We start from the raw sequence: 19,982 nt of genomic DNA, 5'->3' as shown, positions 1-19,982 counted from the left end.
CCGTCTCCGCCGGGCTACGCGCGTAACCCCCCACGAGAGGAAAAACCCGTGCAGAATCGACGCAAGACGATCTCGAGACTCATAGCCGGTGCGGCGGTTGCCGCCGCCGCGCTGGGCCTGGCGCCGATGGGTGCGGCCATGGCCGGCCAGGAGGACGGTGCGAAGGCCGAGCAGTCCAAGGCCGCCGCCGCCCCGGAGCAGCACTCCGACGACATCAGCGCCAAGATCGTCGGCGGAGAGCCCGCGGAGAAGGGCGAGTTCCCGTGGATGGTCCGGCTCTCCATGGGCTGCGGCGGTGCGCTCTTCGAGAAGGACATCGTCCTGACCGCCGCGCACTGCGTGGAAGGCAGCGGTGAGAACGACAGCATCACCGCCACCGGCGGCGTCGTCGACCTCGAGGACTCCGACAAGGTCGAGGTGAAGTCCAAGGAGGTCCTCCAGGCCCCGGGCTACGACGGCAAGGGCAAGGACTGGGCGCTGATCAAGCTCGCCAAGCCCATCGACCAGGAGACGCTGCCCATCGCGGAGGACGACGCCAACAACAAGGGCGACTTCACCATCGCCGGCTGGGGCGCCGACAAGGAGGGCGGCGAGCAGCAGCAGAAGATGCTCAAGGCCACCGTGCCGTTCGTCGACGACGACACCTGCAAGAAGGCCTACTCCGAGCTCATCCCGGGCGAGGAGCTGTGCGCGGGCCTCGTCGACGAGGGCGGCGTCGACAGCTGCCAGGGCGACTCCGGCGGCCCCATGTTCCGTAAGGACGAGGCCGGCAAGCCCGTCCAGGTCGGCATCGTCAGCTGGGGCGAGGGCTGTGCGCGCAAGGGCAAGCCCGGCGTCTACACCGAGGTGAGCAACTTCGCGGCGGACATCAAGAAGGCCGCCGGCGAGCTGGGCTGACGCCCGGCCGTCCGGCCTCCGTCCATGTGACGAGCGTCATGTGACGCGAGTCCGTGAGACCGCGAGGCGTGAAGCCGCGAGTCCATGAGACGGCGACGCCCGCGCATCTGCCTTCGGGCAGGGCGCGGGCGTCGTCGCGTGCGGAGGGCCGGGCGACCGGTCCTTCCGCGAGGCGCACCCGGTGACCGGCCGGGCCGGGGCGGCGGGACCGGGGCGGAAAGGTGGGGTTATCCCCACGTCGTCCCCCCTCCGAACCCCATGGCGCAACCCCCGCCCACCGGGCAGTCTTGGCGCATGACCGCGAGTGCACACCCTTACGGCCACGGGGACCAACGGGACGAGCCCCTTCCGCCGCCGGCGCCGGTGCTCAGCGCGCAGACGTGGCGGGAGATCGCTCATCTGCTGAGCAACATGCCGGTCGGGGTGGCGGGGTTCGCGTACATCGCTGTCTGCATCTACGCCAGCGCCATGCTCTCGTTCACGCTGGTCGGCCTTCCGCTGCTCGCGCTGACGCTGCTCGGCGTCCGCGGCCTCGGGCGGTTCGAGCGCGCGCGGGCGCGGAAGCTGCTGCGCGTACGGGTCGAGGAGCCGAGCGCTCTGCGTGCGCGCGAGGAGGGGTTCCTGTCCTGGCTGTGGACGCAGCTGAAGGACTCGGTGGCCTGGCGGCACGTGCTCTACTTCTTCATCCGCCTGCCCTGGGGCTGGCTCAGCTTCGGCGTGACGCTGCCCGCGCTCTTCGTGGGCTGGCCGGTGCTCCCGTGGCTGGCGCGCGGCCTGACCAACGTGGACCGTGCTCTCGTACGGGCTCTGCTCTCGCCGTCGGACGAGCTGGAGCGGCGCATCGCCGAGCTGGAGTCGGATCGTGGGTCGGTGGCCGACACCGCCGCCGCGGACCTGCGCCGCATCGAACGCGACCTCCACGACGGCGCACAAGCCCGCCTCGTCACCCTCGCCATGGACCTCGGCCTCGCCAAGGAAAAACTCCTCGAAGACCCCCAAGCCGCCGCCGACATGGTCGACGAAGCACACGGCGAAGTGAAACTCGCCCTCCAAGAACTCCGCGACCTCGCCCGCGGCATCCACCCCGCCATCCTCACCGACCGCGGACTGGGCCCCGCCCTGTCCGCACTCGCCACCCGCTGCACCGCCGACGTCACCGTCACCGTCGACCTCCCCGACCGCCCCGCCCAAGCCATCGAAGGCATCACCTACTTCACCGTCTCCGAACTCCTCCAGAACATCACCAAACACTCCGCCGCCACCACCGCCCGCATCGACCTCTGGCGCAACCACGACCGCCTCCTCCTCCACGTCACCGACAACGGAAAAGGCGGCGCCGACACCACCAACGGCACCGGACTCGCCGGACTCGCCGACCGCCTCACCGCCGTCGACGGACTCCTCATCCTCGACTCCCCCGCCGGCGGCCCCACCACCATCACCGCCGAACTCCCCTGGCGCGGACGGGAGATCGGCGACGCGCGGTCCGGAGGCAAGGCCCCGCGCGCGAAGCGGAAGAGCCTGCGGCGCGCCGGCTGACTCCGTGCCCGGAGCCGAACCCGGGCCACAGCACGGCCCGCGGCCCCTGGGCCCCCGGCAGGGGTGGGGTAAACCCCCTCACCGAGACGCGTGCACACGCCATGGCCCGGAACGCCGTCCGCGACGGACCCTGTAGGAGAAGCCCGCGAGCCGTACCCGGCCCGGGCTCCGCCCCCCACTGAGGCACACACCCACCACGGACCCGGAAGGACGGGCATCACCCATGGCCACCGCATCCGAGATCGCGCGGCCCCGCCCCCACGGGGTGCCGGGTGTGCTGCGTGCCCCCTTCGAGGGCCGCGCCTGGCGCGAGCTGCTGCACGTCGTGACGGGCATGCCGCTCGCGTGCGTGTTCTTCGTGTACGCGGTCAGCATGCTCTCGGTGGGCGCCGGCCTGCTGATCACCTTCCTCGGCGTGCCCGTCCTCGCCGCGGGCCTGCTGGGCTGCCGCGCCGTCGGCCGCCTGGAGCGCGCCCGTGCGCGCGTACTGCTGGACGTGGACGTCGCCGAGCCCGAGCCCGTACGCGCGCTCCAGCGGCGCCGCGGACTGATGCCGTGGGTGGGGGCTCTGCTGCGCAGCGGCGTCTCGTGGCGGCATCTGCTCTACACGGTGCTGCACTTCCCGTGGGCGCTGTTCTCGTTCGTCGTCTCCGTCGTCTTCTGGTCCGTCAGCCTGGGGCTGACGCTGTATCCCGCGTGGCAGTGGGTCTTCCCGCGCCATCTGGGCCAGCCGGGGATGCAGGTGGGGCCCGACGGCGTGACGGCCGACGGCACCACGGAGATCGGCGGCACGTACCTGGAGAGCCCGCCCGAACTCGCGCTCACCGCCCTCGTCGGGGTGGCGCTGCTGCTGATGACGCCGTGGATCGTACGGGGGCTGACCCAGGTGGACCGGCTGATGGTGCACGGGCTGCTCGGGCCGTCACCGCTGGCGACGCGCGTACGGGAGCTGGAGTCGGATCGTGGGTCGGTGGCCGACACCGCCGCCGCGGACCTGCGCCGCATCGAACGCGACCTCCACGACGGCGCACAAGCCCGCCTCGTCACCCTCGCCATGGACCTCGGCCTCGCCAAGGAAAAACTCCTCGAAGACCCCCAAGCCGCCGCCGACATGGTCGACGAAGCACACGGCGAAGTGAAACTCGCCCTCCAAGAACTCCGCGACCTCGCCCGCGGCATCCACCCCGCCATCCTCACCGACCGCGGACTGGGCCCCGCCCTGTCCGCACTCGCCACCCGCTGCACCGCCGACGTCACCGTCACCGTCGACCTCCCCGACCGCCCCGCCCAAGCCATCGAAGGCATCACCTACTTCACCGTCTCCGAACTCCTCCAGAACATCACCAAACACTCCGGCGCCACCACCGCCCGCATCGACCTCTGGCGCAACCACGACCGCCTCCTCCTCCACGTCACCGACAACGGAAAAGGCGGCGCCGACACCACCAACGGCACCGGACTCGCCGGACTCGCCGACCGCCTCACCGCCGTCGACGGACTCCTCATCCTCGACTCCCCCACCGGCGGCCCCACCACCATCACCGCCGAACTCCCCTGGCGGGTCTGAGGCGACGCCCGCCGGCGCAGGGCACCGCTCCGGCACACGCTCGCCGGCGGCCCCGCGCCCCGCTGCCGCCGTCCGCCCGCCCGGCTGCCCCGAGTCTGGAATGCTGAGCGCGTCGCATGCGTCGTACTGAGCAGTCCGAACAGGAGACGGGGGCCATGGCGGAGGGCGTGCAGGACGTGGAGGACAGGGCGCGGGTCGTGATCGCCGAGGACTCGGTGCTCCTGCGGGAGGGCCTGACCCGGCTGCTGACCGACCGGGGCCACGAGGTCGTCGCGGGGGTCGGGGACGGCGAGGCACTGGTCAAGACCGTCGCCGACCTGGCGGCCGCGGGCTCCCTGCCGGATGTGGTCGTCGCCGACGTACGGATGCCGCCGACCCACACGGACGAGGGCGTACGGGCTGCCATCGCGCTCCGCGAGGCCCACCGCGGCCTGGGCGTCCTGGTGCTCTCGCAGTACGTGGAGGAGCAGTACGCGACGGAGCTGCTGGCGGGATCCAGCAGCGGCGTCGGCTATCTGCTCAAGGACCGCGTCGCGGAGGTGCGGGAGTTCGTGGACGCGGTGGTCCGTGTCGCCGAGGGCGGCACGGCGCTCGACCCCGAGGTGGTCGCACAGCTTCTGGGCCGCAGCCGCAAGCAGGACGTACTGGCGGCGCTGACCCCGCGCGAGCGGGAGGTGCTGGGGCTGATGGCGGAGGGGCGTACGAACTCCGCGATCGCACAGCAGCTGGTGGTCAGCCACGGTGCCGTCGAGAAGCACGTGAGCAACATCTTCATGAAGCTGGGTCTGTCGCAGAGTGACGCTGATCACCGCCGCGTGCTGGCGGTGCTGACGTATCTCGACTCCTGATCGAGTCCGCCGCGGCAGACTGCCGGTCCGCGGCGGCACCGACTCCCCCCGCACCGCCCTGACCTGGGCGTTCGACGGGAGGCGCGGGACTTGGCAGTGCCGGGCGGGGTACGGATCGGGCGGCCCGCCGGGTGTCTCAAGGAGTCGTCCGAGATGTGGTCAGTCCAGGGAAGGTAACCCTTACCGACGTACGATGGCTGGCGAGCACGCAGCCCCGAGGAGGTCCGATCCACCGTGACCAACCAGGTCAACAGCCCAGCCGGGCAGCACCCGGGCGCCGACGAGCCCGCGGCGGACGGCACGAACGGCGCCAACGGGGCGAACGGGGCCACGGCGCACGCCAAGGAGGTCCGGCGCCTGGACCGGGTGATCATCCGCTTCGCGGGCGACTCGGGCGACGGCATGCAGCTGACCGGCGACCGCTTCACGTCGGAGACGGCCTCCTTCGGCAACGACCTCTCGACACTGCCGAACTTCCCGGCGGAGATCCGCGCCCCCGCGGGCACCCTCCCCGGTGTCTCCTCCTTCCAGCTGCACTTCGCCGACCACGACATCCTCACGCCGGGCGACGCCCCGAACGTGCTCGTCGCGATGAACCCGGCGGCCCTGAAGGCGAACATCGGCGACGTGCCGCGCGGCGCTGAGATCATCGTCAACACCGACGAGTTCACCAAGCGCGCGATGGCGAAGGTCGGTTACGACGTGAGCCCGCTCGAGGACGACTCGCTCGACGGCTACCGGGTGCACGAGGTGCCGCTGACCACGCTGACCGTGGAGGCGCTGAAGGACTTCGAGCTGGGCCGCAAGGACGCCGGCCGCTCGAAGAACATGTTCGCCCTCGGCCTGCTGTCGTGGATGTACAACCGCCCGACCGAGCAGACCGAGCACTTCCTGCGCACCAAGTTCGCCAAGAAGCCGCAGGTCGCCCAGGCGAACATCGCCGCGTACCGGGCCGGCTGGAACTTCGGCGAGACCACCGAGGACTTCGCCGTCTCCTACGAGGTGGCACCCGCCACCACTGCCTTCCCGCCCGGCACGTACCGGAACATCTCAGGCAATCTCGCCCTCGCCTACGGCCTGATCGCGGCCTCGCACCAGTCCGGCCTGCCGCTGTTCCTCGGCTCGTATCCGATCACCCCCGCGTCGGACGTGCTGCACGAGCTGTCCCGGCACAAGAACTTCGGGGTGCGCACCTTCCAGGCCGAGGACGAGATCGCAGGCATCGGCGCCGCGCTGGGAGCGGCCTTCGGCGGCGCGCTCGGTGTGACGACGACCTCCGGGCCGGGCGTGGCGCTGAAGTCGGAGACCATCGGCCTGGCGGTCTCGCTGGAACTGCCGCTGCTGATCGTCGACATCCAGCGCGGCGGCCCGTCCACCGGGCTGCCCACCAAGACCGAGCAGGCCGATCTGCTCCAGGCGATGTACGGACGCAACGGCGAGGCTCCCGTGCCGATCATCGCGCCCTCCACCCCGGCCGACTGCTTCACCGCGGCGCTGGAGGCGGCCCGCATCGCGCTCACCTACCGCACCCCGGTCCTCCTTCTCTCCGACGGCTACCTCGCCAACGGCTCGGAGCCCTGGCGCGTACCGGAGACGGGTGAACTCCCGGACCTGAGCGTGCAGTTCGCGCAGTCACCCAACCACCGGCTCGACGACGGCACCGAGGTCTTCTGGCCGTACAAGCGCGACCCGCAGACCCTCGCGCGCCCGTGGGCGGTCCCGGGCACGCCCGGCCTCGAACACCGCATCGGCGGCATCGAGAAGCAGGACGGCACCGGCAACATCTCCTACGACCCGGCCAACCACGACCTCATGGTGCGTACGAGGCAGGCGAAGGTCGACGGCGTCGACGTCCCGGACATCGAGGCCGACGACCCGGACGGGCGCGCGAAGACCCTTGTGCTGGGCTGGGGTTCGACGTACGGGCCGGTCACCGCCGCCGTGCGCCGGCTGCGCCGGGACGGGCAGCACATCGCGCAGGCGCATCTGCGCCACCTCAACCCCTTCCCGTCCAACCTGGGCGCCGTACTGAGGCGTTACGAGAGGGTGATCATCCCCGAGATGAACCTCGGCCAGCTCGCCACCCTCGTCCGTGCCGAATTCCTCGTCGACGCCCACTCCTACACCCAGGTCAACGGCATGCCCTTCAAGGCCGAGCAGCTCGCGACCGCATTGAAGGAGGCCTCCACCGATGACTGAGACGACACCGGAGACCCGGCGGAGCGAGGCGCTCTCGCTGGTCCCGAAGGCCGAAGCGGCGCAGACCATGAAGGACTTCAAGTCCGACCAGGAGGTGCGCTGGTGCCCCGGCTGCGGCGACTACGCCGTGCTGGCGGCCGTACAGGGGTTCATGCCGCAGCTCGGGCTGGCCAAGGAGAACATCGTCTTCGTCTCCGGCATCGGCTGCTCCTCCCGCTTCCCGTACTACATGAACACCTACGGGATGCACTCGATCCACGGGCGTGCCCCCGCCATCGCCACCGGCCTGGCGAGCACGCGGCGCGACCTGTCGGTGTGGGTCGTCACGGGCGACGGCGACGCGCTGTCCATCGGCGGCAACCACCTGATCCACGCGCTGCGGCGCAACGTGAACCTGAAGATCCTGCTCTTCAACAACCGCATCTACGGGCTCACGAAGGGGCAGTACAGCCCCACGTCGGAGACGGGGAAGATCACCAAGTCGACGCCGATGGGCTCGCTGGACTCACCGTTCAACCCGGTGTCGCTGGCGCTGGGCGCGGAGGCGTCGTTCGTCGCCCGTACGGTCGACTCGGACCGCAAGCACCTCACGAGCACGCTGCGCGCGGCGGCCGACCACCACGGCACGGCGCTGGTGGAGATCTACCAGAACTGCAACATCTTCAACGACGGCGCCTTCGAGGTGCTGAAGGACAAGCAGCAGGCGCAGGAGGCGGTGATCCGCCTGGAGCACGGCGAGCCCATCCGGTTCGGCGTCCCCGGGGAGGACGGCCTCGGCTCGAAGGGCGTCGTCCGCGACCCGGCCACCGGTGATCTGCGCATCGTCGACGTCGCGGAGCAGGGCACCGACGGCGTCCTCGTGCACGACGCGCACGCGGAGTCCCCGACCACGGCGTTCGCGCTCTCGCGGCTGGCCGATCCGGAGACCCTGCACCGCACCCCGATCGGCGTGCTGCGCGACGTCCAGCGGCCCGTCTACGACGCGGACATGAACACGCAGCTGGAGGCGGCCGTGGAGAACCAGGGCAAGGGCGACCTCGGCGCGCTGCTCGCCGGCAACGACACCTGGACGGTCGCGGGCTGAGGCATCCCCGGCCGGAAGCCAGGCCGAACCCAAGCCGGACAACTGTGCAGCGCGAGACGCGGCCCCGCCGGATCGTTCCGGTGGGGCCGCGGTCTGTGCGTGTGCGGGACCTCCGCGGCGTCAGTACCGTCATGTGGAACGGAGATGACAGCCGAGTTCCGGCGGCGTTACGGTCGCCCCGGCAGCTACGGCTCGCACCGGAGGAGGACGGTTCGTGGGAACTGGGAACGACCAGCGGGCCGGTCTGCTCTACGGGTTCGCCGCCTACGGCCTCTGGGGAATCCTTCCCCTCTACTGGCATCTGCTCGACTCCACGCCCCCCGGCGAGGTCCTCGCCCACCGCATGGTGTGGTCCCTGCCGACGGCCCTGGTGCTGCTGACCGTGCTGCGGCGGCGGTCCTGGATAGGGCCGCTGCTGCGTCAGCCCCGGCGGCTGGCCCTGGTCGCCACGGCCGCCGCGGCGATCTCCGTCAACTGGGGCCTGTTCATCTGGTCGGTGAGCGTCGGCAAGGTGCTGGAGTCGTCCCTGGGCTACTTCATCAATCCGCTGGTCTCGATCGCCTTCGGAGTGCTGCTGCTGCGCGAGCGGCTGCGTCCCGCGCAGTGGGCCGCCGTCGGCATCGGCGCGAGCGCGGTGGCGGTGCTGAGCATCGCGTACGGGCAGGTGCCCTGGCTGTCGATCTCGCTCGCGCTGTGCTTCGCCACGTACGGGCTGGTCAAGAAGCGGATCCTGCTGGACGGTGTCGACAGCTTCAGCGCGGAGACCGCCGTGCAGTTCGTGCCCGCGATGGGCTTCCTGCTCTATCTGGGGGCCACCGGCGAGGGCTCCTTCGTCGCCGGAGGCGTGGGCCACGCGCTGCTGCTCGCCGTCTCGGGGCTGGTCACCGCCGTGCCGCTGATCTTCTTCGGGAGCGCGGCCGTGCGGCTGCCGCTCTCCACCGTGGGCCTGCTCCAGTACCTGACGCCGACGCTGATGTTCGTCCTGGGGCTGCTGGCCTTCCGTGAGGAGATGCCGCCGGAGCGCTGGGCGGGCTTCATCCTGGTGTGGCTCGCGCTGTGCGTGCTGAGCTGGGACGCGCTGCGCACGAGGCGCCGCGGCCGGGAGCAGCTGCGTACGGCGGAGGCGCGCGCGGAAGAGGCGGCCGAGGCAGCGGAAGCAGGCGGGTCCGCCGGAGCGGCCGCGGTCGAGGGAGCCTCCGGGAGCCCGGCGGAGCCCTCCGCCCCGTCCTCCCCTAAGACGTGACGTCGCGGTTGGTGAAGCGCGCCCAGGCCGCGGAGCCGAACACGGCGGTGTAGAGCCCCTGGAGGCCGAGGTTCTTGACCAACTCGTCCCAGTAGACGGGGTCGCGCAGCAGATCGGCGAAGCTGAGCCAGTAGTGCGGGAAGAGATACGGCTGGACGGCGTGCAGCTGCGGAATGGTGTCCACGATCTGAACCATCAGCAGCAGCCCGACAGTTGCGGCCATCGCGGCGATCCCGCTGTTGGTGAGCGTCGAGATGAACAGCCCGAGCGCGGCCAGCCCGGTCAGTGAGAGGGCCACGGCGACGGCGATCACCAGCGCCCGCAGCAGTCCCTCCGACAAGGACACCGTCGTCCCGGAGAGCAGCGTGACCTTCCCCAGCGGGAAGAGGACAGCGCCCGTGGCGAGGGCGAAGGCCGCGACGACGAGGGTCGCGGCGAGGCAGAAGACCATCGTGCCCGCGTACTTCACCAGCAGCAGCCGCGTGCGCCCCGCGGGCGCGACCAGGAGATAGCGCAGCGTTCCGGCGTTGGCCTCGCCCGCCACCGAGTCGCCCGCGACGACGCCCACGGTCATCGGCAGGAAGAAGGGCAGCGTCGCGGCGAGCGAGGTGAAGACCAGGAACAGGCCGTTGTTGGTGATCTGCGAGATGAACGCCGGGCCGGCGCCGTCCCCGCCGCCGGCCGAACCTCCGTCCGCCGTCTCGATCTTGACCGCGATGCCGACCAGCACCGGGATCACCGCGAGCACCCCCAGCAGTGCGAGGGTGCGCCAGCGTCGGAACGTCGTGAGCAGTTCGCTGCGGAGAAGGCCGGACGTGCGGCGGCGGGCCCGGCCCGCGCGCAGGGCGGCGGCCTCGCCGGACGCCGGGCCCGGCCCGGAGCCGGAGACGGAGCCCGAACCGGCGCCCTGCGCGGGGCCGATGAGGTCAGCCTGCGACATCGAAGCCCTCCCCGGTGAGCGACACGAAGACGTCCTCCAGCGACGCGCGGGTCACGCCGAAGCCCCGCACCCGGACCCCGGACCGTACGAGCGCCGTGTTCAGATCGGCGAGATCGGGAGCCGGAACCGCCTCCGGCGGCGGCAGTTCGCCGGACACCTCGTCGCCGAGCACCGTCAGGTCGGCCAGGCCGTGCTCCTTCAGTACGCGCGCCGCCTCGGCGCCGTCCGGCGTCGCGACCGTGAGCCGGCCGCGCGCGCCCGCGGACATCTCGGCGACGGTGCCCTGGGTGACGAGCCGTCCGCGGTTCATCACGGCCGTGTGCGAGCAGACCTGCTCGATCTCGTCAAGGAGGTGGGAGGAGAGGAAGACGGTGGTGCCGTCATCCGCCAACGCCCGTACGAGTGAACGGATTTCGCGCATGCCCTGCGGGTCGAGCCCGTTGGTCGGCTCGTCCAGCACCAGCAGTTCACGGGGCTGGAGCAGCGCCGCGGCGATTCCCAGGCGCTGCTTCATGCCGAGCGAGTACGCCTTGGCCTTCTTGCCCGCGGCCGCGGAGAGCCCGACCCGCTCCAGGGCCCGCTCGACCCGCGCCTTGCGCGTACGGGGATCGGCGGCGGGATCGGCGGCGTCGTACCGGTGGAGGTTGCCGCGCCCGGAGAGGAAGCCGTAGAGGGCCGGGCCCTCGATGAGGGCGCCGACGCGCGGCAGCACCCGCCGGGCCGCGGACGGCATCGGCTCGCCCAGCACGCGGATGCCGCCCTCGGTGGCGTCGATGAGCCCCAGCAGCATCCGGATCGTCGTGGTCTTGCCCGAGCCGTTCGGCCCGAGGAAACCGAAGACGCTGCCGCGCGGAACGGCCAGATCGAGCCCGTCGACGGCGAGTTGGCCGCCTCGGTAGCGCTTGCTGAGCCCGCGCGTCTCGATGACCGTTGCGGGGGACGGCTGGGCCATGGCGCTCCCGTGGTCTCGTCGGTGGATCTGCCTCCGGTAAGGCCGTCCCCACCACCCGCGGCGGGCGGTGGGGACGGGTCGGTCGGTCACGACGTGCAGTACGGGAAGGTCACTTGGCGGCGGCGTCGGCGGCCTTGATCAGACCCTCCTTCGTCACCGCGCCCACGTAGACCTTTCCGTCGTCCGTCATCAGAGCGTTCACCAGCCGGGTGTGGAAGATACGGCCCGTGCCGAAGTCGCCCTCCGCCTTCTCGGTGAAGCTGTCGAGCAACTTCCCGCCCTGCTGGGACTTTCCGTCGTCGCCGCGGGGGGCCGGGGCGCCGGGGAAGCCGCTCGCTCCGCCCTTGCCCATGTCGATCTCGGCTACGGAACCCCAGCCCTTGCCGAGCGTGTTCAGCCCGGAGAGCCCGAACTCCTCGCCCTTCTCCGGCTTCCGCAGCTTCTGGAACTTCTTGAACTTCTCGGACTTCTTGAACTCGCCGTGCTCGCCGGGCAGTCCGGACCTCCCGGGCTTGCCGAGGTGCTCGCGGTGGCCCTTGCCGTGCGGCCCGGCCTCGGTGACGTCGGTGCCCTTCGGCGGCTTGAAGTCGAAGGTGCCGGCGTCCGGCTTGCCGAAGTCGACCTTGGTGTAGCCCACATCGACGACCGGCTTGCCGCCGCCCTTCGGCGCGAGCGTGAACTTCAGGGGCGTGCCGTTGTCCGCGTCCACCGCGATACGTACGGAGTCGACGGTCGAATGCGTGGCGCCCTTGGGCTTGATGAGGAGTTGGTAGGCGTCGCGGCCGGCGACCTTCGCCGTACCGTCGACGGTCACGGACGTGGTGTCGTCCGCCGCCTTCAGCGCCTGCTTGGCGGCCTTCTGCGGCGTGACGTCGCCGAGGCCGCCGCCGGGCGCACCATGGTGGCCCTTGCCGTGTTCGCTGTGCTTGCCGTGCTTGCCGGCGCCCTTCGGCGCCTTCGAGTGGTAGGCGGAGTCCGACCCGCTGTCGTACGCCCACACCTCGTCGCCGTTGCGGATGAAGCTGTACTCGGACGCGTCCTCGACGACGGAGACGCGCTGCTTGTCGGGGCCGTCGGCCGCCACGCGGAGCGTGTGCTCGCCGGAGGCCAGTTCCATCAGCTTGTCCTGGGGTGCCGCGCCGGGGCCCTTGCCCGCTCCGCCTTCGCCGCCGCGCTCGCCCTCACCGTGGGGGCCTCCGCCGAAGAGGCCGCCGCCCTGATTGCCGCTGCCGCCGCCCGCGACGCCGGGCATCTCCGGCAGACCGAGGTCGGTGGTGATCTTCACGGTGCCGGACATGTGCTGGGTGTCGGACGCGGCCATCTTCGCCAGCAGTTCCTCCGCCGAGATCTTCGGCAGATCGGGGGCACCGGTGTTGGCGAGCGCCGGGACGAGCCCGATGGTCACCGCGGCGATTCCTGCGACGCCGGCTGGTATCCCGTACCTGACGGCCTTCCTGCCGGGTGTCCTCGGTTGGATCTGTGCCATGTCGTGCCCTACCTCCGGGTCGGTGGCCGGTTCTGTTCGTGCACTCGTCCGTCCCCTGCCCTGCTCGGCCATTGTCCCCGAATTCCACGGGAACGTGCGGGGTGGAGTCTCAATGGCACCAAACCGGTGAGCGTTCCGCGTCAGCCGGTGGAGGCAACTGCGCCTACTCCTGCGGGTGGAGAGGCGGGGGCTCACGTCCCCCGTGCGGAGGCCCACGAATGGGTGCGAACCCTGAGCCGCCGGACGGCGCCCGGGACGTTCACAAGGCCTGCCGCGGTCCTCCCGCGGTATCAGACGGCCCGGTCTCAGACGGCGCGGTCTCAGACGGCGCGGTGCACCACCGCGTCGCACAGCTGCGAAAGGGCCGCCTTGGCGGCGCAGTCGGGCAGCGGCGTCAGCATCTCGCGTGCCTCGTTCGCGTAGCGGACGGTGTCCTGACGGGCCTGTTCGAGGGCGGGGTGCGCGCGCAAGGCCTTGAGGACTTCTGCGTGCCGGGCGTCGTCCGTCAGATCGCCGTCGAGCAGGTCGAGCAGGCCCCGGTCCTCGGCGGTGGCCTGCGGGGAGGCCGCGCGGGCGCGGAGATGGAGCACGGGAAGGGTCGGGACGCCCTCGCGCAGATCGGTGCCGGGCGTCTTGCCCGACTCGTGGGAGTCGCTGGCGATGTCCAGCACGTCGTCCGCGAGTTGGAACGCGGTGCCTACGCGCTCGCCGTACTGGGTCAGGATCGAGACGACGCTCTCGTCCGCCCCGGACATCAGCGCCCCGAAGCGCCCCGCGACCGCGATCAGCGAGCCGGTCTTGCCCGCGATGACGTCCAGATAGTGCTGCACCGGGTCGCGGTCCTCACCCGGGCCCGCGGTCTCCATGATCTGGCCGGTCACCAGCCGCTCGAAGGCCTCCGCCTGGATGCGCACCGCCTCGGGGCCCAGGTCGGCGAGGATGTGGGAGGCGCGGGCGAAGAGATAGTCACCGGTCAGCACGGCGACCGAGTTGGTCCAGTTGACGTTGGCGCTGGGGACGCCGCGGCGCACGTCCGCCTCGTCCATGACGTCGTCGTGGTACAGCGTCGCCAGATGGGTCAGCTCCACCACGACGGCGGAGGGCACGACCCCCGGGGCGTACGGATCGCCGAACTGTGCGCCGAGCATCACCAGCAGCGGGCGGAAACGCTTCCCGCCCGCCCGTACGAGGTGCTGCGCGGCGCCCGTTATGAACGGCACGTCGCTCTTCGTGGCCTCGAAGAGACCTTCCTCGACAGCAGCCAGCCCCGCCCGGACATCGGCCTCGAGAGCCTTGTCCCGCACGGTCAGTCCGAAGGGCCCGACGTCGGTCACGAGGGGGTCTCCTGTCTGCATACGACGAATGAGCGATCGCGGGGAACGCTCGCTGCTTTCACTTCCGGTGTTCGCTTCCGGTCGCCGCCATCACCCGGCAGCGTATCCGGTCAGGTGTGGATCTCCGTGGGCGCGTATCACCTGACGGGCACGGGCCGGGCCGGGGCCCGCTCACACCGCCCCCACCTCCCCTTCGCCCGCCGGACACGGGTGCGCGGGGACCTGGCCCGAACGCCTCCGGAAGGGTGCCCGTACGCTGAACTCGCCCGTGACCGGCGACGATCTCAAAGGCGAGGCACTGTGACTGACGCGACCCTTCCCCCACAGCCACGCGTGGGAGGTGCCCCCATCCACCTGCCCGAGGGCGACCCCTTCGGCCCGGACAACCTCCCGTACGGCGTGTGCACCACCCCCGAGAATCCGGACCGTCCGCACATCGTCGTGCGCTACGGCGACCGGGTGCTGGACGCGGGCGGTGCGGCGGCGGCCTTCGGCTCCTCGTACGCGGATCTCCTCCAACAGCCGCTGCTCGGGCCGCTGATGGCGGCGGGGCGGCCCGTCTGGCAGGCCGTGCGCGCCGAGTTGCGCGAGTGGCTGACCGCACCGGAGCACCGCGGGACGGTCTCCGGGTTCATGCGCCCGCTGTCCGGGGTGACGATGCGGCTGCCCTTCGAGGTCGCCGACTACGTCGACTTCTACGCGAGCGAGCACCACGCCACCAACGTCGGCAAGATCTTCCGGCCCGACAGCGCGGCGCTGCCCGCCAACTGGAAGCACCTGCCCATCGGTTACCACGGCCGGGCCGGGACCGTGGTCGTCTCGGGCACCCCCGTCGTACGGCCCAGGGGCCAGCGCAAGCCCCCGCACGAGGACGCACCGCTCTTCGGCGCCTCGCGGCGGCTCGACATCGAGGCGGAGGTGGCTTTCGTCGTCGGCACTCCGTCCCAGCACGGCGAGAGCGTGCCGCTCTCCGGCTTCCGCGACCACGTGTTCGGAGTGGCACTGCTCAACGACTGGTCCGCGCGCGACATCCAGGGCTGGGAGTACGTGCCGCTCGGCCCCTTCCTCGGCAAGTCCTTCGCGACGTCCGTGTCGGCGTGGATCACCCCGCTCGACGCCCTGGACGCCGCCCGGACCGCACCGCCCGCGCGCGATCTGCCGCTGCTGCCCTACCTGGACGACTCGGCGGAGCCGGAGCCCGGCGGGATCGACCTGCGCATCACGGTGAGCATCAACGGGCACACCGTCTCGGAGCCGCCGTTCTCCGCGATGTACTGGACCGCCGCGCAGCAGCTCGCGCACATGACGGTCAACGGCGCTTCGCTGCGTACGGGCGACCTGTACGCGTCCGGCACCGTGAGCGGACCGGAGCCCTCGCAGCGCGGCTGCCTGCTGGAGCTGACGTGGGGCGGCAAGGAGCCCCTCCAACTGCCGGGCGGCAGCCGCGGTTTCCTGGAGGACGGCGACGAGGTGACCCTCTCCGCGTGGGCCCCGGGACCCGGCGGCGGGCGCATCGGCCTGGGCGAGGTGACGGGGACGGTGCGGCCCGCACGGTAGGGCGACAGGGCGCCGTCGGCGGCCGGACCGGGGCGCAGCCGTTTCACCGCACCGCCGGAGGACGTCAGGCGCCGGGCCCGGGCGTGCCCTCCCGTACCGCGTCGAGCCGCTCGCGCACCCACGTCTCCACGTCGTTGACGTGGCGGCTCGCCGCGGCGAACGCACCGAGGCTGTCGCGGGCGCGCAGCGCACGGTGGATGTCCATGTGCTGCTGATGCGTCCAGGCCAGGACGTCCGACTTGACCAGGGCCCGCCACACGCGGGCCCTGGCGGTCCGGTCGCTCACGGACGAGACGAGGGACTGGAGCGTCCTGTTGCCCGTCGCCGCGACGATGTCGGCGTGGAACGCCAGGTCCTCGCGGACGAGTTCGCCGGGATCGTGCAGCGTCCGCATCCGCTCTATCCGCTCCAGCAGCGCGTCGAGCGCGGCGTCGTCGATGCGGGTCGCGGCGAGCGCCGTGGCGCCGGGCTCCAGGACCTTGCGGCACTCGAGCATCTCGTCGAGCGCCGTGTCCTGGGCGAGGTCGAGGAAGCTGCCGATGGCGCTCATCAGCCGGTCGGGGCGGAGGTCGGTGACGAACGTGCCGTCGCCGCGCCGTACGTCGAGGACACCGGCCATCGCGAGAGCCCGTACGGCCTCGCGCAACGAGGGGCGGGACAGCTCCAGTTCGCCCGCGAGCACGGACTCCGGCGGCAACCGGTGCCCGGGGGCGAACTCGCCGGTCTCGATGCGCCGCTTCAGGCGGCCGATCGCCACGTCCACGACGCTGCCGGTGCCGGTACCGATGCCGGTGCCGGTGCCGGTGCCCGTGCCGTCGGCGTCCCCTCCGGGAGCCATGCTCACGCCGCCGTCCTCGCCGCTGCCTCTGCGGGCGGTGCCGCCTCTGCCGGAGCCGCCTCCGCCGGCCGTCATGCCCGTCACGGTGTCACCGGGGCCGCCGCGCCGCTCCATACGGCGCCCTCCGGGAAGCGGTGGGCCTCCAGCGACTCCCGGCGGATCTGCGCGCTGTAGCCGGGGACTTCGGGCACGCGGTAGCGCGAGCCCTCGACCCGTACGGGATCGTGGAAGTGCTCGTGCAGGTGGTCGACGTACTCGACGACGCGGTTCTCCATGGAGCCGCTGACGGCCACGTAGTCGAACACCGAGAGGTGCTGCACCAGTTCGCACAGGCCGACGCCGCCCGCGTGCGGGCACACCGGCACGCCGTGCGCTGCGGCGAGCAGCAGTGCGGCGACCGCCTCGTTGACTCCGCCGAGCCGGCAGGCGTCGATCTGGCAGATGCCGATGGCCTCGGCCTGGAGGAACTGCTTGAACATCACGGCGTTGTGCGCGTGTTCACCGGTGGCGACGTGAACGGGCGCGATGCGGCGCTGGATCGCGGCGTGGCCGAGCACGTCGTCCGGGCTGGTGGGCTCCTCGAACCACCAGATGCCGAACTCCCGCAGCGCGTCCGCCCATTGGACGGCCTCGTCGACGCCGAGCGTCTGGTTCGCGTCGATCATCAGCCTGCGGTCCGGGCCGATGATCTCGCGGGCGATGCGGCAGCGGCGCACGTCGTCGTCGAGGTCGGCGCCCACCTTCAGCTTGACCGAGTCCCAGCCTTGCTCGACGGCCTCGCGGCAGAGCCGTGCCAGCTTCTCGTCGTCGTAGCCGAGCCAGCCCGCGCTGGTCGTGTAGGCGGGGTAGCCGTGCTCGCGTACGTACGCCTCGCGTTCGGCGCGGCCGGGCACCCGCGACTCCAGCAGTTCGACGGCCGCCTCGGGCGTGAGCGCGTCCTTGAGGTAGCGCCAGTCGACGAGGTCGACGATCTGGCGCGGTGTGAAGTCGGCGAGCAGCTTCCAGACGGGCTTGCCCGCCTGCTTGGCGGCCAGGTCCCAGGCGGCGTTGATCACGGCGGCGGCGCCGAGGTGGATCGCGCCCTTGTCGGGGCCGAGCCAGCGCAGCTGGCTGTCGCCGAGGAGGTGGCGGGAGAATCCCCCGAGATCGCCGGTGATCTCTTCGACGGACATGCCGACGGCGCGGCGCCCGATCGCCTGCGCGGCACCGACCGCAAGGTCCGTTCCCCGGCCGATCGTGAACGTGAACCCGTGGCCCTCGGACACCCGCGGCTTCTCCCGGCCCGGCGCGACGCCGTCGCTGTCTCCGTCGCCGTCTCCGTCGTCGCCGACGTGGAGGATCACATACGCGGCCGAGTAGTCGGGCGCCTCGTTCATGGCGTCAGAGCCGTCGAGGGCGCGCGAGGTGGGGAAACGGACGTCGATCGTCTCGACGTCGACGATGCGGGCGGTCATCTGCACTCACTCCCGATACGTGCGGCAGGGCGGCGGTTGGCCGCGCCGTGGGACGCGCTGCCGTTGCGTGACGGGACTCAAGATGTCAGACGTCTCGTGGTGATCGCCATACCGCCCTCCGTCGCCACCTCGAACAACGCGTGAGGTGGGACGAGTTCGACCGGCCTCTTGTCAGGCCCTGGAGCGGACGTTACGTTCCAGCGGTCAGACGTCTTCCCTCCCACCGGAGCCGGCTCGATCAGCGGAGCCGGCTCGACGAGCAGGACCGCACGCCCGTCGGACACTCGCCGCGGGACCCGCACGGCCACAGTGAGCAGCACGAGCGGAAGAGAGGAGCAGCGATGACACGCATAGTGCGCTTCGCTGACGACAGCGGAACCGTACGCACCGGCGTCGCCGACGAGGCGGGAGCCCTCCGCGCGTTCGACGGCACGCCACGCATCGCCGACCTGCTGCGGCTCTCCTCCGGGGAGCTGCGCGCCCTGGCGGGGAAGGCCGCGGGCACACCCGCCGTCTTCGCGGAGGACGACGTCGTGCTTCTCCCGCCGCTGGACGGGCTGATGGAGCTGTGGGCGGCCGGCGTCACCTACGAGCGCTCGCGCGAGGCACGGGTCGCCGAGAGCACCGAACAGTCCGTCTATGAGCGCGTCTACGACGCCGAACGCCCCGAGCTGTTCTTCAAGGGCCAGCCGTGGCGGATCGTGACGGACGGCGAACCCGTCGCCGTACGGGACGACTCGGGGCTGAACGTGCCCGAGCCCGAACTCGGACTCGTCCTCAACAGCCGGGGCGAGACGGTGGGTTACGTGGTCGTCGACGACGTCAGCTCCCGCACCATCGAGGGCGAGAACCCGCTCTATCTGCCCCAGGCGAAGATCTACGGCGGAAGCGCAGCGGTCTCCTCCGGCATCGTCCCCGCATGGGAGCTGGCCGACACGGGCGCGCTGCGGATCACGCTCACCGTCAGCCGCGACGGGGCCGTCGCCTTCGAGGGCGAGACGTCGACGGCAGCCTTCCACCGCGATCCGCACGGCCTGGCCGAACACCTCTTCCACGCCCAGCCGTTCCCCGACGGCGCCGTACTGGCGACGGGAACCGGCATCGTCCCCGGCATGGACTTCACGCTCCAGGGCGGCGACACGGCCCGGATCGAGATCGAGGGCGTGGGCGTGCTGTCGAACCCGGTGGCCGGCCACCAGGCCCGACTGGACTGGCTGGTCGAGGCGGTGGACCGGCCGCTCGTCCGGCGCGAGCGGCGTTGAGGTCCACGCCGGGTCGGTCGACCCGGTCTGTCGACAGGATCGGTCAGCGAGGCCCGGTCGGGCCCGGATCTCACTCGGCCGGGATCAGCTTCGACATGTCCTTCGGGTCCTTGGGCAGCTTCACCGGCGCGTCGGCCACGCGGGCGTAGACGTCCGTCGCCCCGCCGTTCCAACTCACCTTCATCGACTTGCCCTTGAGGGCGCCGACCTTGCCGTTCGTACGGTCTTCGCCCGTGCCGCCCGGGCACTTGAGGACCAGCGTCTGCCCGCCCGCGTCCATCACACGGCCCGTGCAGTTCGTCTCCTCACGCAGCAGCGTCACCGCGTCGCCCACGATGGCCAGCACGTACTGCTTGCCCTTCGCCTTCCAGATGCCGGGCAGCCGGCCGGACTTGCCGTCGTCGGCACCGCCGCCGCCGGGCTGCTCCGGCTTCTCCGCGGACGCGGAGGCGGAGGCGGACGGCGACTCGGACTTGCCCCCCTCCGGCTTGCCGCCACCGGCGTCGTCCTTGCTGCCGTCGTCGCCGCTCCCGCAGCCGCTCACCAGCAGCGCACCGGCCACGATCACGGCCACCGCCCCCGCCCTCCGCACCGTCGCGCGCACCCCGTACCCCTTCGTCGATCACCGATTCCACGCCCTGCCGCCCGCAGGGCCCCGCAAAGCTAGCAGTCACGGGCCGCGCGGGCGCCGAATATCAGCTCGTTCCGATACGCGGCGGGGCAAGAGGCGTACGAACCAGGACTCTTCACCGGGGGCCACGCCGAACAGCCGCTGCCCGGCG

16 protein-coding genes are annotated in these 19,982 nt (G+C 71.5%); 9 read left to right on the top strand and 7 right to left on the bottom strand.

What is annotated here, in order from left to right:
* Nucleotides 1-48 precede the first annotated feature (48 nt).
* From QQM67_RS00830 to rarD, 7 genes are all read left to right on the top strand, one after another.
* The gene (locus QQM67_RS00830) at nt 49-897 is read left to right on the top strand and encodes a S1 family peptidase (protein ID WP_314171462.1); all 849 of its coding nucleotides are present in this window, start codon (nt 49-51) and stop codon (nt 895-897) included.
* Between the two features lie 294 nt (nt 898-1,191).
* Nucleotides 1,192-2,436 (top strand): sensor histidine kinase, encoded by a 1,245-nt coding sequence (locus QQM67_RS00825; protein WP_314171461.1) that lies wholly within the window; start codon nt 1,192-1,194, stop codon nt 2,434-2,436.
* Between the two features lie 223 nt (nt 2,437-2,659).
* Nucleotides 2,660-4,003 (top strand): sensor histidine kinase, encoded by a 1,344-nt coding sequence (locus QQM67_RS00820; protein WP_314171460.1) that lies wholly within the window; start codon nt 2,660-2,662, stop codon nt 4,001-4,003.
* A gap of 155 nt (nt 4,004-4,158) precedes the next feature.
* Entirely contained in the window at nt 4,159-4,851 is a 693-nt protein-coding gene (locus QQM67_RS00815) for a response regulator transcription factor (RefSeq protein WP_314172191.1), read from the top strand.
* A gap of 234 nt (nt 4,852-5,085) precedes the next feature.
* Complete coding sequence (locus QQM67_RS00810; RefSeq protein WP_314171458.1) at nt 5,086-7,050, top strand: 2-oxoacid:acceptor oxidoreductase subunit alpha; 1,965 nt, start codon at nt 5,086-5,088, stop codon at nt 7,048-7,050.
* Nucleotides 7,043-8,134 carry a 2-oxoacid:ferredoxin oxidoreductase subunit beta gene (locus QQM67_RS00805; RefSeq protein WP_314171457.1) on the top strand — a complete coding sequence of 364 codons (1,092 nt, stop codon included), beginning with the start codon at nt 7,043-7,045 and terminating at the stop codon, nt 8,132-8,134. The genes QQM67_RS00810 and QQM67_RS00805 overlap by 8 nt, the downstream gene beginning before the upstream one ends.
* Nucleotides 8,135-8,348: 214 nt before the next feature.
* The gene (rarD, locus tag QQM67_RS00800; protein WP_314171456.1) at nt 8,349-9,377 is read left to right on the top strand and encodes an EamA family transporter RarD; all 1,029 of its coding nucleotides are present in this window, start codon (nt 8,349-8,351) and stop codon (nt 9,375-9,377) included.
* Here rarD and QQM67_RS00795 read toward each other — a convergent pair.
* The 4 genes from QQM67_RS00795 to QQM67_RS00780 form a co-directional block, all read right to left on the bottom strand.
* Nucleotides 9,367-10,317, bottom strand: coding sequence for an ABC transporter permease (locus tag QQM67_RS00795; protein ID WP_314171455.1), 951 nt, complete (start codon nt 10,315-10,317; stop codon nt 9,367-9,369). The genes rarD and QQM67_RS00795 overlap by 11 nt on opposite strands.
* Entirely contained in the window at nt 10,304-11,269 is a 966-nt protein-coding gene (locus QQM67_RS00790) for an ABC transporter ATP-binding protein (RefSeq protein ID WP_314171454.1), read from the bottom strand. The genes QQM67_RS00795 and QQM67_RS00790 overlap by 14 nt, the downstream gene beginning before the upstream one ends.
* Before the next feature lie 109 nt (nt 11,270-11,378).
* Nucleotides 11,379-12,755 carry a LolA family protein gene (locus QQM67_RS00785; RefSeq protein WP_399064733.1) on the bottom strand — a complete coding sequence of 459 codons (1,377 nt, stop codon included), beginning with the start codon at nt 12,753-12,755 and terminating at the stop codon, nt 11,379-11,381.
* A gap of 320 nt (nt 12,756-13,075) precedes the next feature.
* The gene (locus QQM67_RS00780; RefSeq protein ID WP_314171452.1) at nt 13,076-14,089 is read right to left on the bottom strand and encodes a polyprenyl synthetase family protein; all 1,014 of its coding nucleotides are present in this window, start codon (nt 14,087-14,089) and stop codon (nt 13,076-13,078) included.
* 300 nt (nt 14,090-14,389) lie between these two features.
* On the opposite strand from QQM67_RS00780, the gene fahA reads away from it, so the two are divergent.
* On the top strand, nt 14,390-15,646 hold the full coding sequence (gene fahA / locus QQM67_RS00775) for a fumarylacetoacetase (protein WP_314171451.1): 1,257 nt from the start codon (nt 14,390-14,392) through the stop codon (nt 15,644-15,646).
* A 64-nt stretch (nt 15,647-15,710) separates the two neighbouring features.
* Here fahA and QQM67_RS00770 read toward each other — a convergent pair whose 3' ends face one another.
* Both QQM67_RS00770 and QQM67_RS00765 read right to left on the bottom strand, forming a co-directional pair.
* The gene (locus QQM67_RS00770; RefSeq protein WP_314171450.1) at nt 15,711-16,559 is read right to left on the bottom strand and encodes a FadR/GntR family transcriptional regulator; all 849 of its coding nucleotides are present in this window, start codon (nt 16,557-16,559) and stop codon (nt 15,711-15,713) included.
* Nucleotides 16,560-16,564: 5 nt separating this feature from the next.
* Complete coding sequence (locus QQM67_RS00765; protein ID WP_314171449.1) at nt 16,565-17,938, bottom strand: enolase C-terminal domain-like protein; 1,374 nt, start codon at nt 17,936-17,938, stop codon at nt 16,565-16,567.
* 341 nt (nt 17,939-18,279) lie between these two features.
* On the opposite strand from QQM67_RS00765, the gene QQM67_RS00760 reads away from it, so the two are divergent.
* Nucleotides 18,280-19,200, top strand: a complete 921-nt coding sequence (locus QQM67_RS00760) for a fumarylacetoacetate hydrolase family protein (protein WP_314171448.1) — start codon at nt 18,280-18,282, stop codon at nt 19,198-19,200.
* 70 nt (nt 19,201-19,270) lie between these two features.
* Here the strand turns inward: QQM67_RS00760 and QQM67_RS00755 are convergent, their stop codons facing one another.
* Nucleotides 19,271-19,804 (bottom strand): hypothetical protein, encoded by a 534-nt coding sequence (locus QQM67_RS00755; protein WP_314171447.1) that lies wholly within the window; start codon nt 19,802-19,804, stop codon nt 19,271-19,273.
* Between the last annotated feature and the right edge of the window lie 178 nt (nt 19,805-19,982).

Origin of the sequence: Streptomyces winkii (assembly GCF_032248595.1) — a bacterium.
Lineage (GTDB): Bacteria > Actinomycetota > Actinomycetes > Streptomycetales > Streptomycetaceae > Streptomyces > Streptomyces winkii.
This window is presented reverse-complemented; position numbering and strand designations above follow the sequence as displayed.

What these genes read in the sequence shown, in the direction of transcription:
- QQM67_RS00805 (WP_314171457.1), top strand. Translation starts at nt 7,043, where the DNA reads ATGACTGAGACGACACCGGAGACCCGGCGGAGCGAGGCGCTCTCGCTG.
- QQM67_RS00795 (WP_314171455.1), bottom strand. Translation starts at nt 10,317, where the DNA reads ATGTCGCAGGCTGACCTCATCGGCCCCGCGCAGGGCGCCGGTTCGGGC.
- QQM67_RS00825 (WP_314171461.1), top strand. Translation starts at nt 1,192, where the DNA reads ATGACCGCGAGTGCACACCCTTACGGCCACGGGGACCAACGGGACGAG.
- QQM67_RS00815 (WP_314172191.1), top strand. Translation starts at nt 4,159, where the DNA reads ATGGCGGAGGGCGTGCAGGACGTGGAGGACAGGGCGCGGGTCGTGATC.
- QQM67_RS00820 (WP_314171460.1), top strand. Translation starts at nt 2,660, where the DNA reads ATGGCCACCGCATCCGAGATCGCGCGGCCCCGCCCCCACGGGGTGCCG.
- QQM67_RS00765 (WP_314171449.1), bottom strand. Translation starts at nt 17,938, where the DNA reads ATGACCGCCCGCATCGTCGACGTCGAGACGATCGACGTCCGTTTCCCC.
- QQM67_RS00770 (WP_314171450.1), bottom strand. Translation starts at nt 16,559, where the DNA reads ATGACGGCCGGCGGAGGCGGCTCCGGCAGAGGCGGCACCGCCCGCAGA.
- QQM67_RS00760 (WP_314171448.1), top strand. Translation starts at nt 18,280, where the DNA reads ATGACACGCATAGTGCGCTTCGCTGACGACAGCGGAACCGTACGCACC.
- QQM67_RS00790 (WP_314171454.1), bottom strand. Translation starts at nt 11,269, where the DNA reads ATGGCCCAGCCGTCCCCCGCAACGGTCATCGAGACGCGCGGGCTCAGC.
- QQM67_RS00785 (WP_399064733.1), bottom strand. Translation starts at nt 12,755, where the DNA reads ATGGCACAGATCCAACCGAGGACACCCGGCAGGAAGGCCGTCAGGTAC.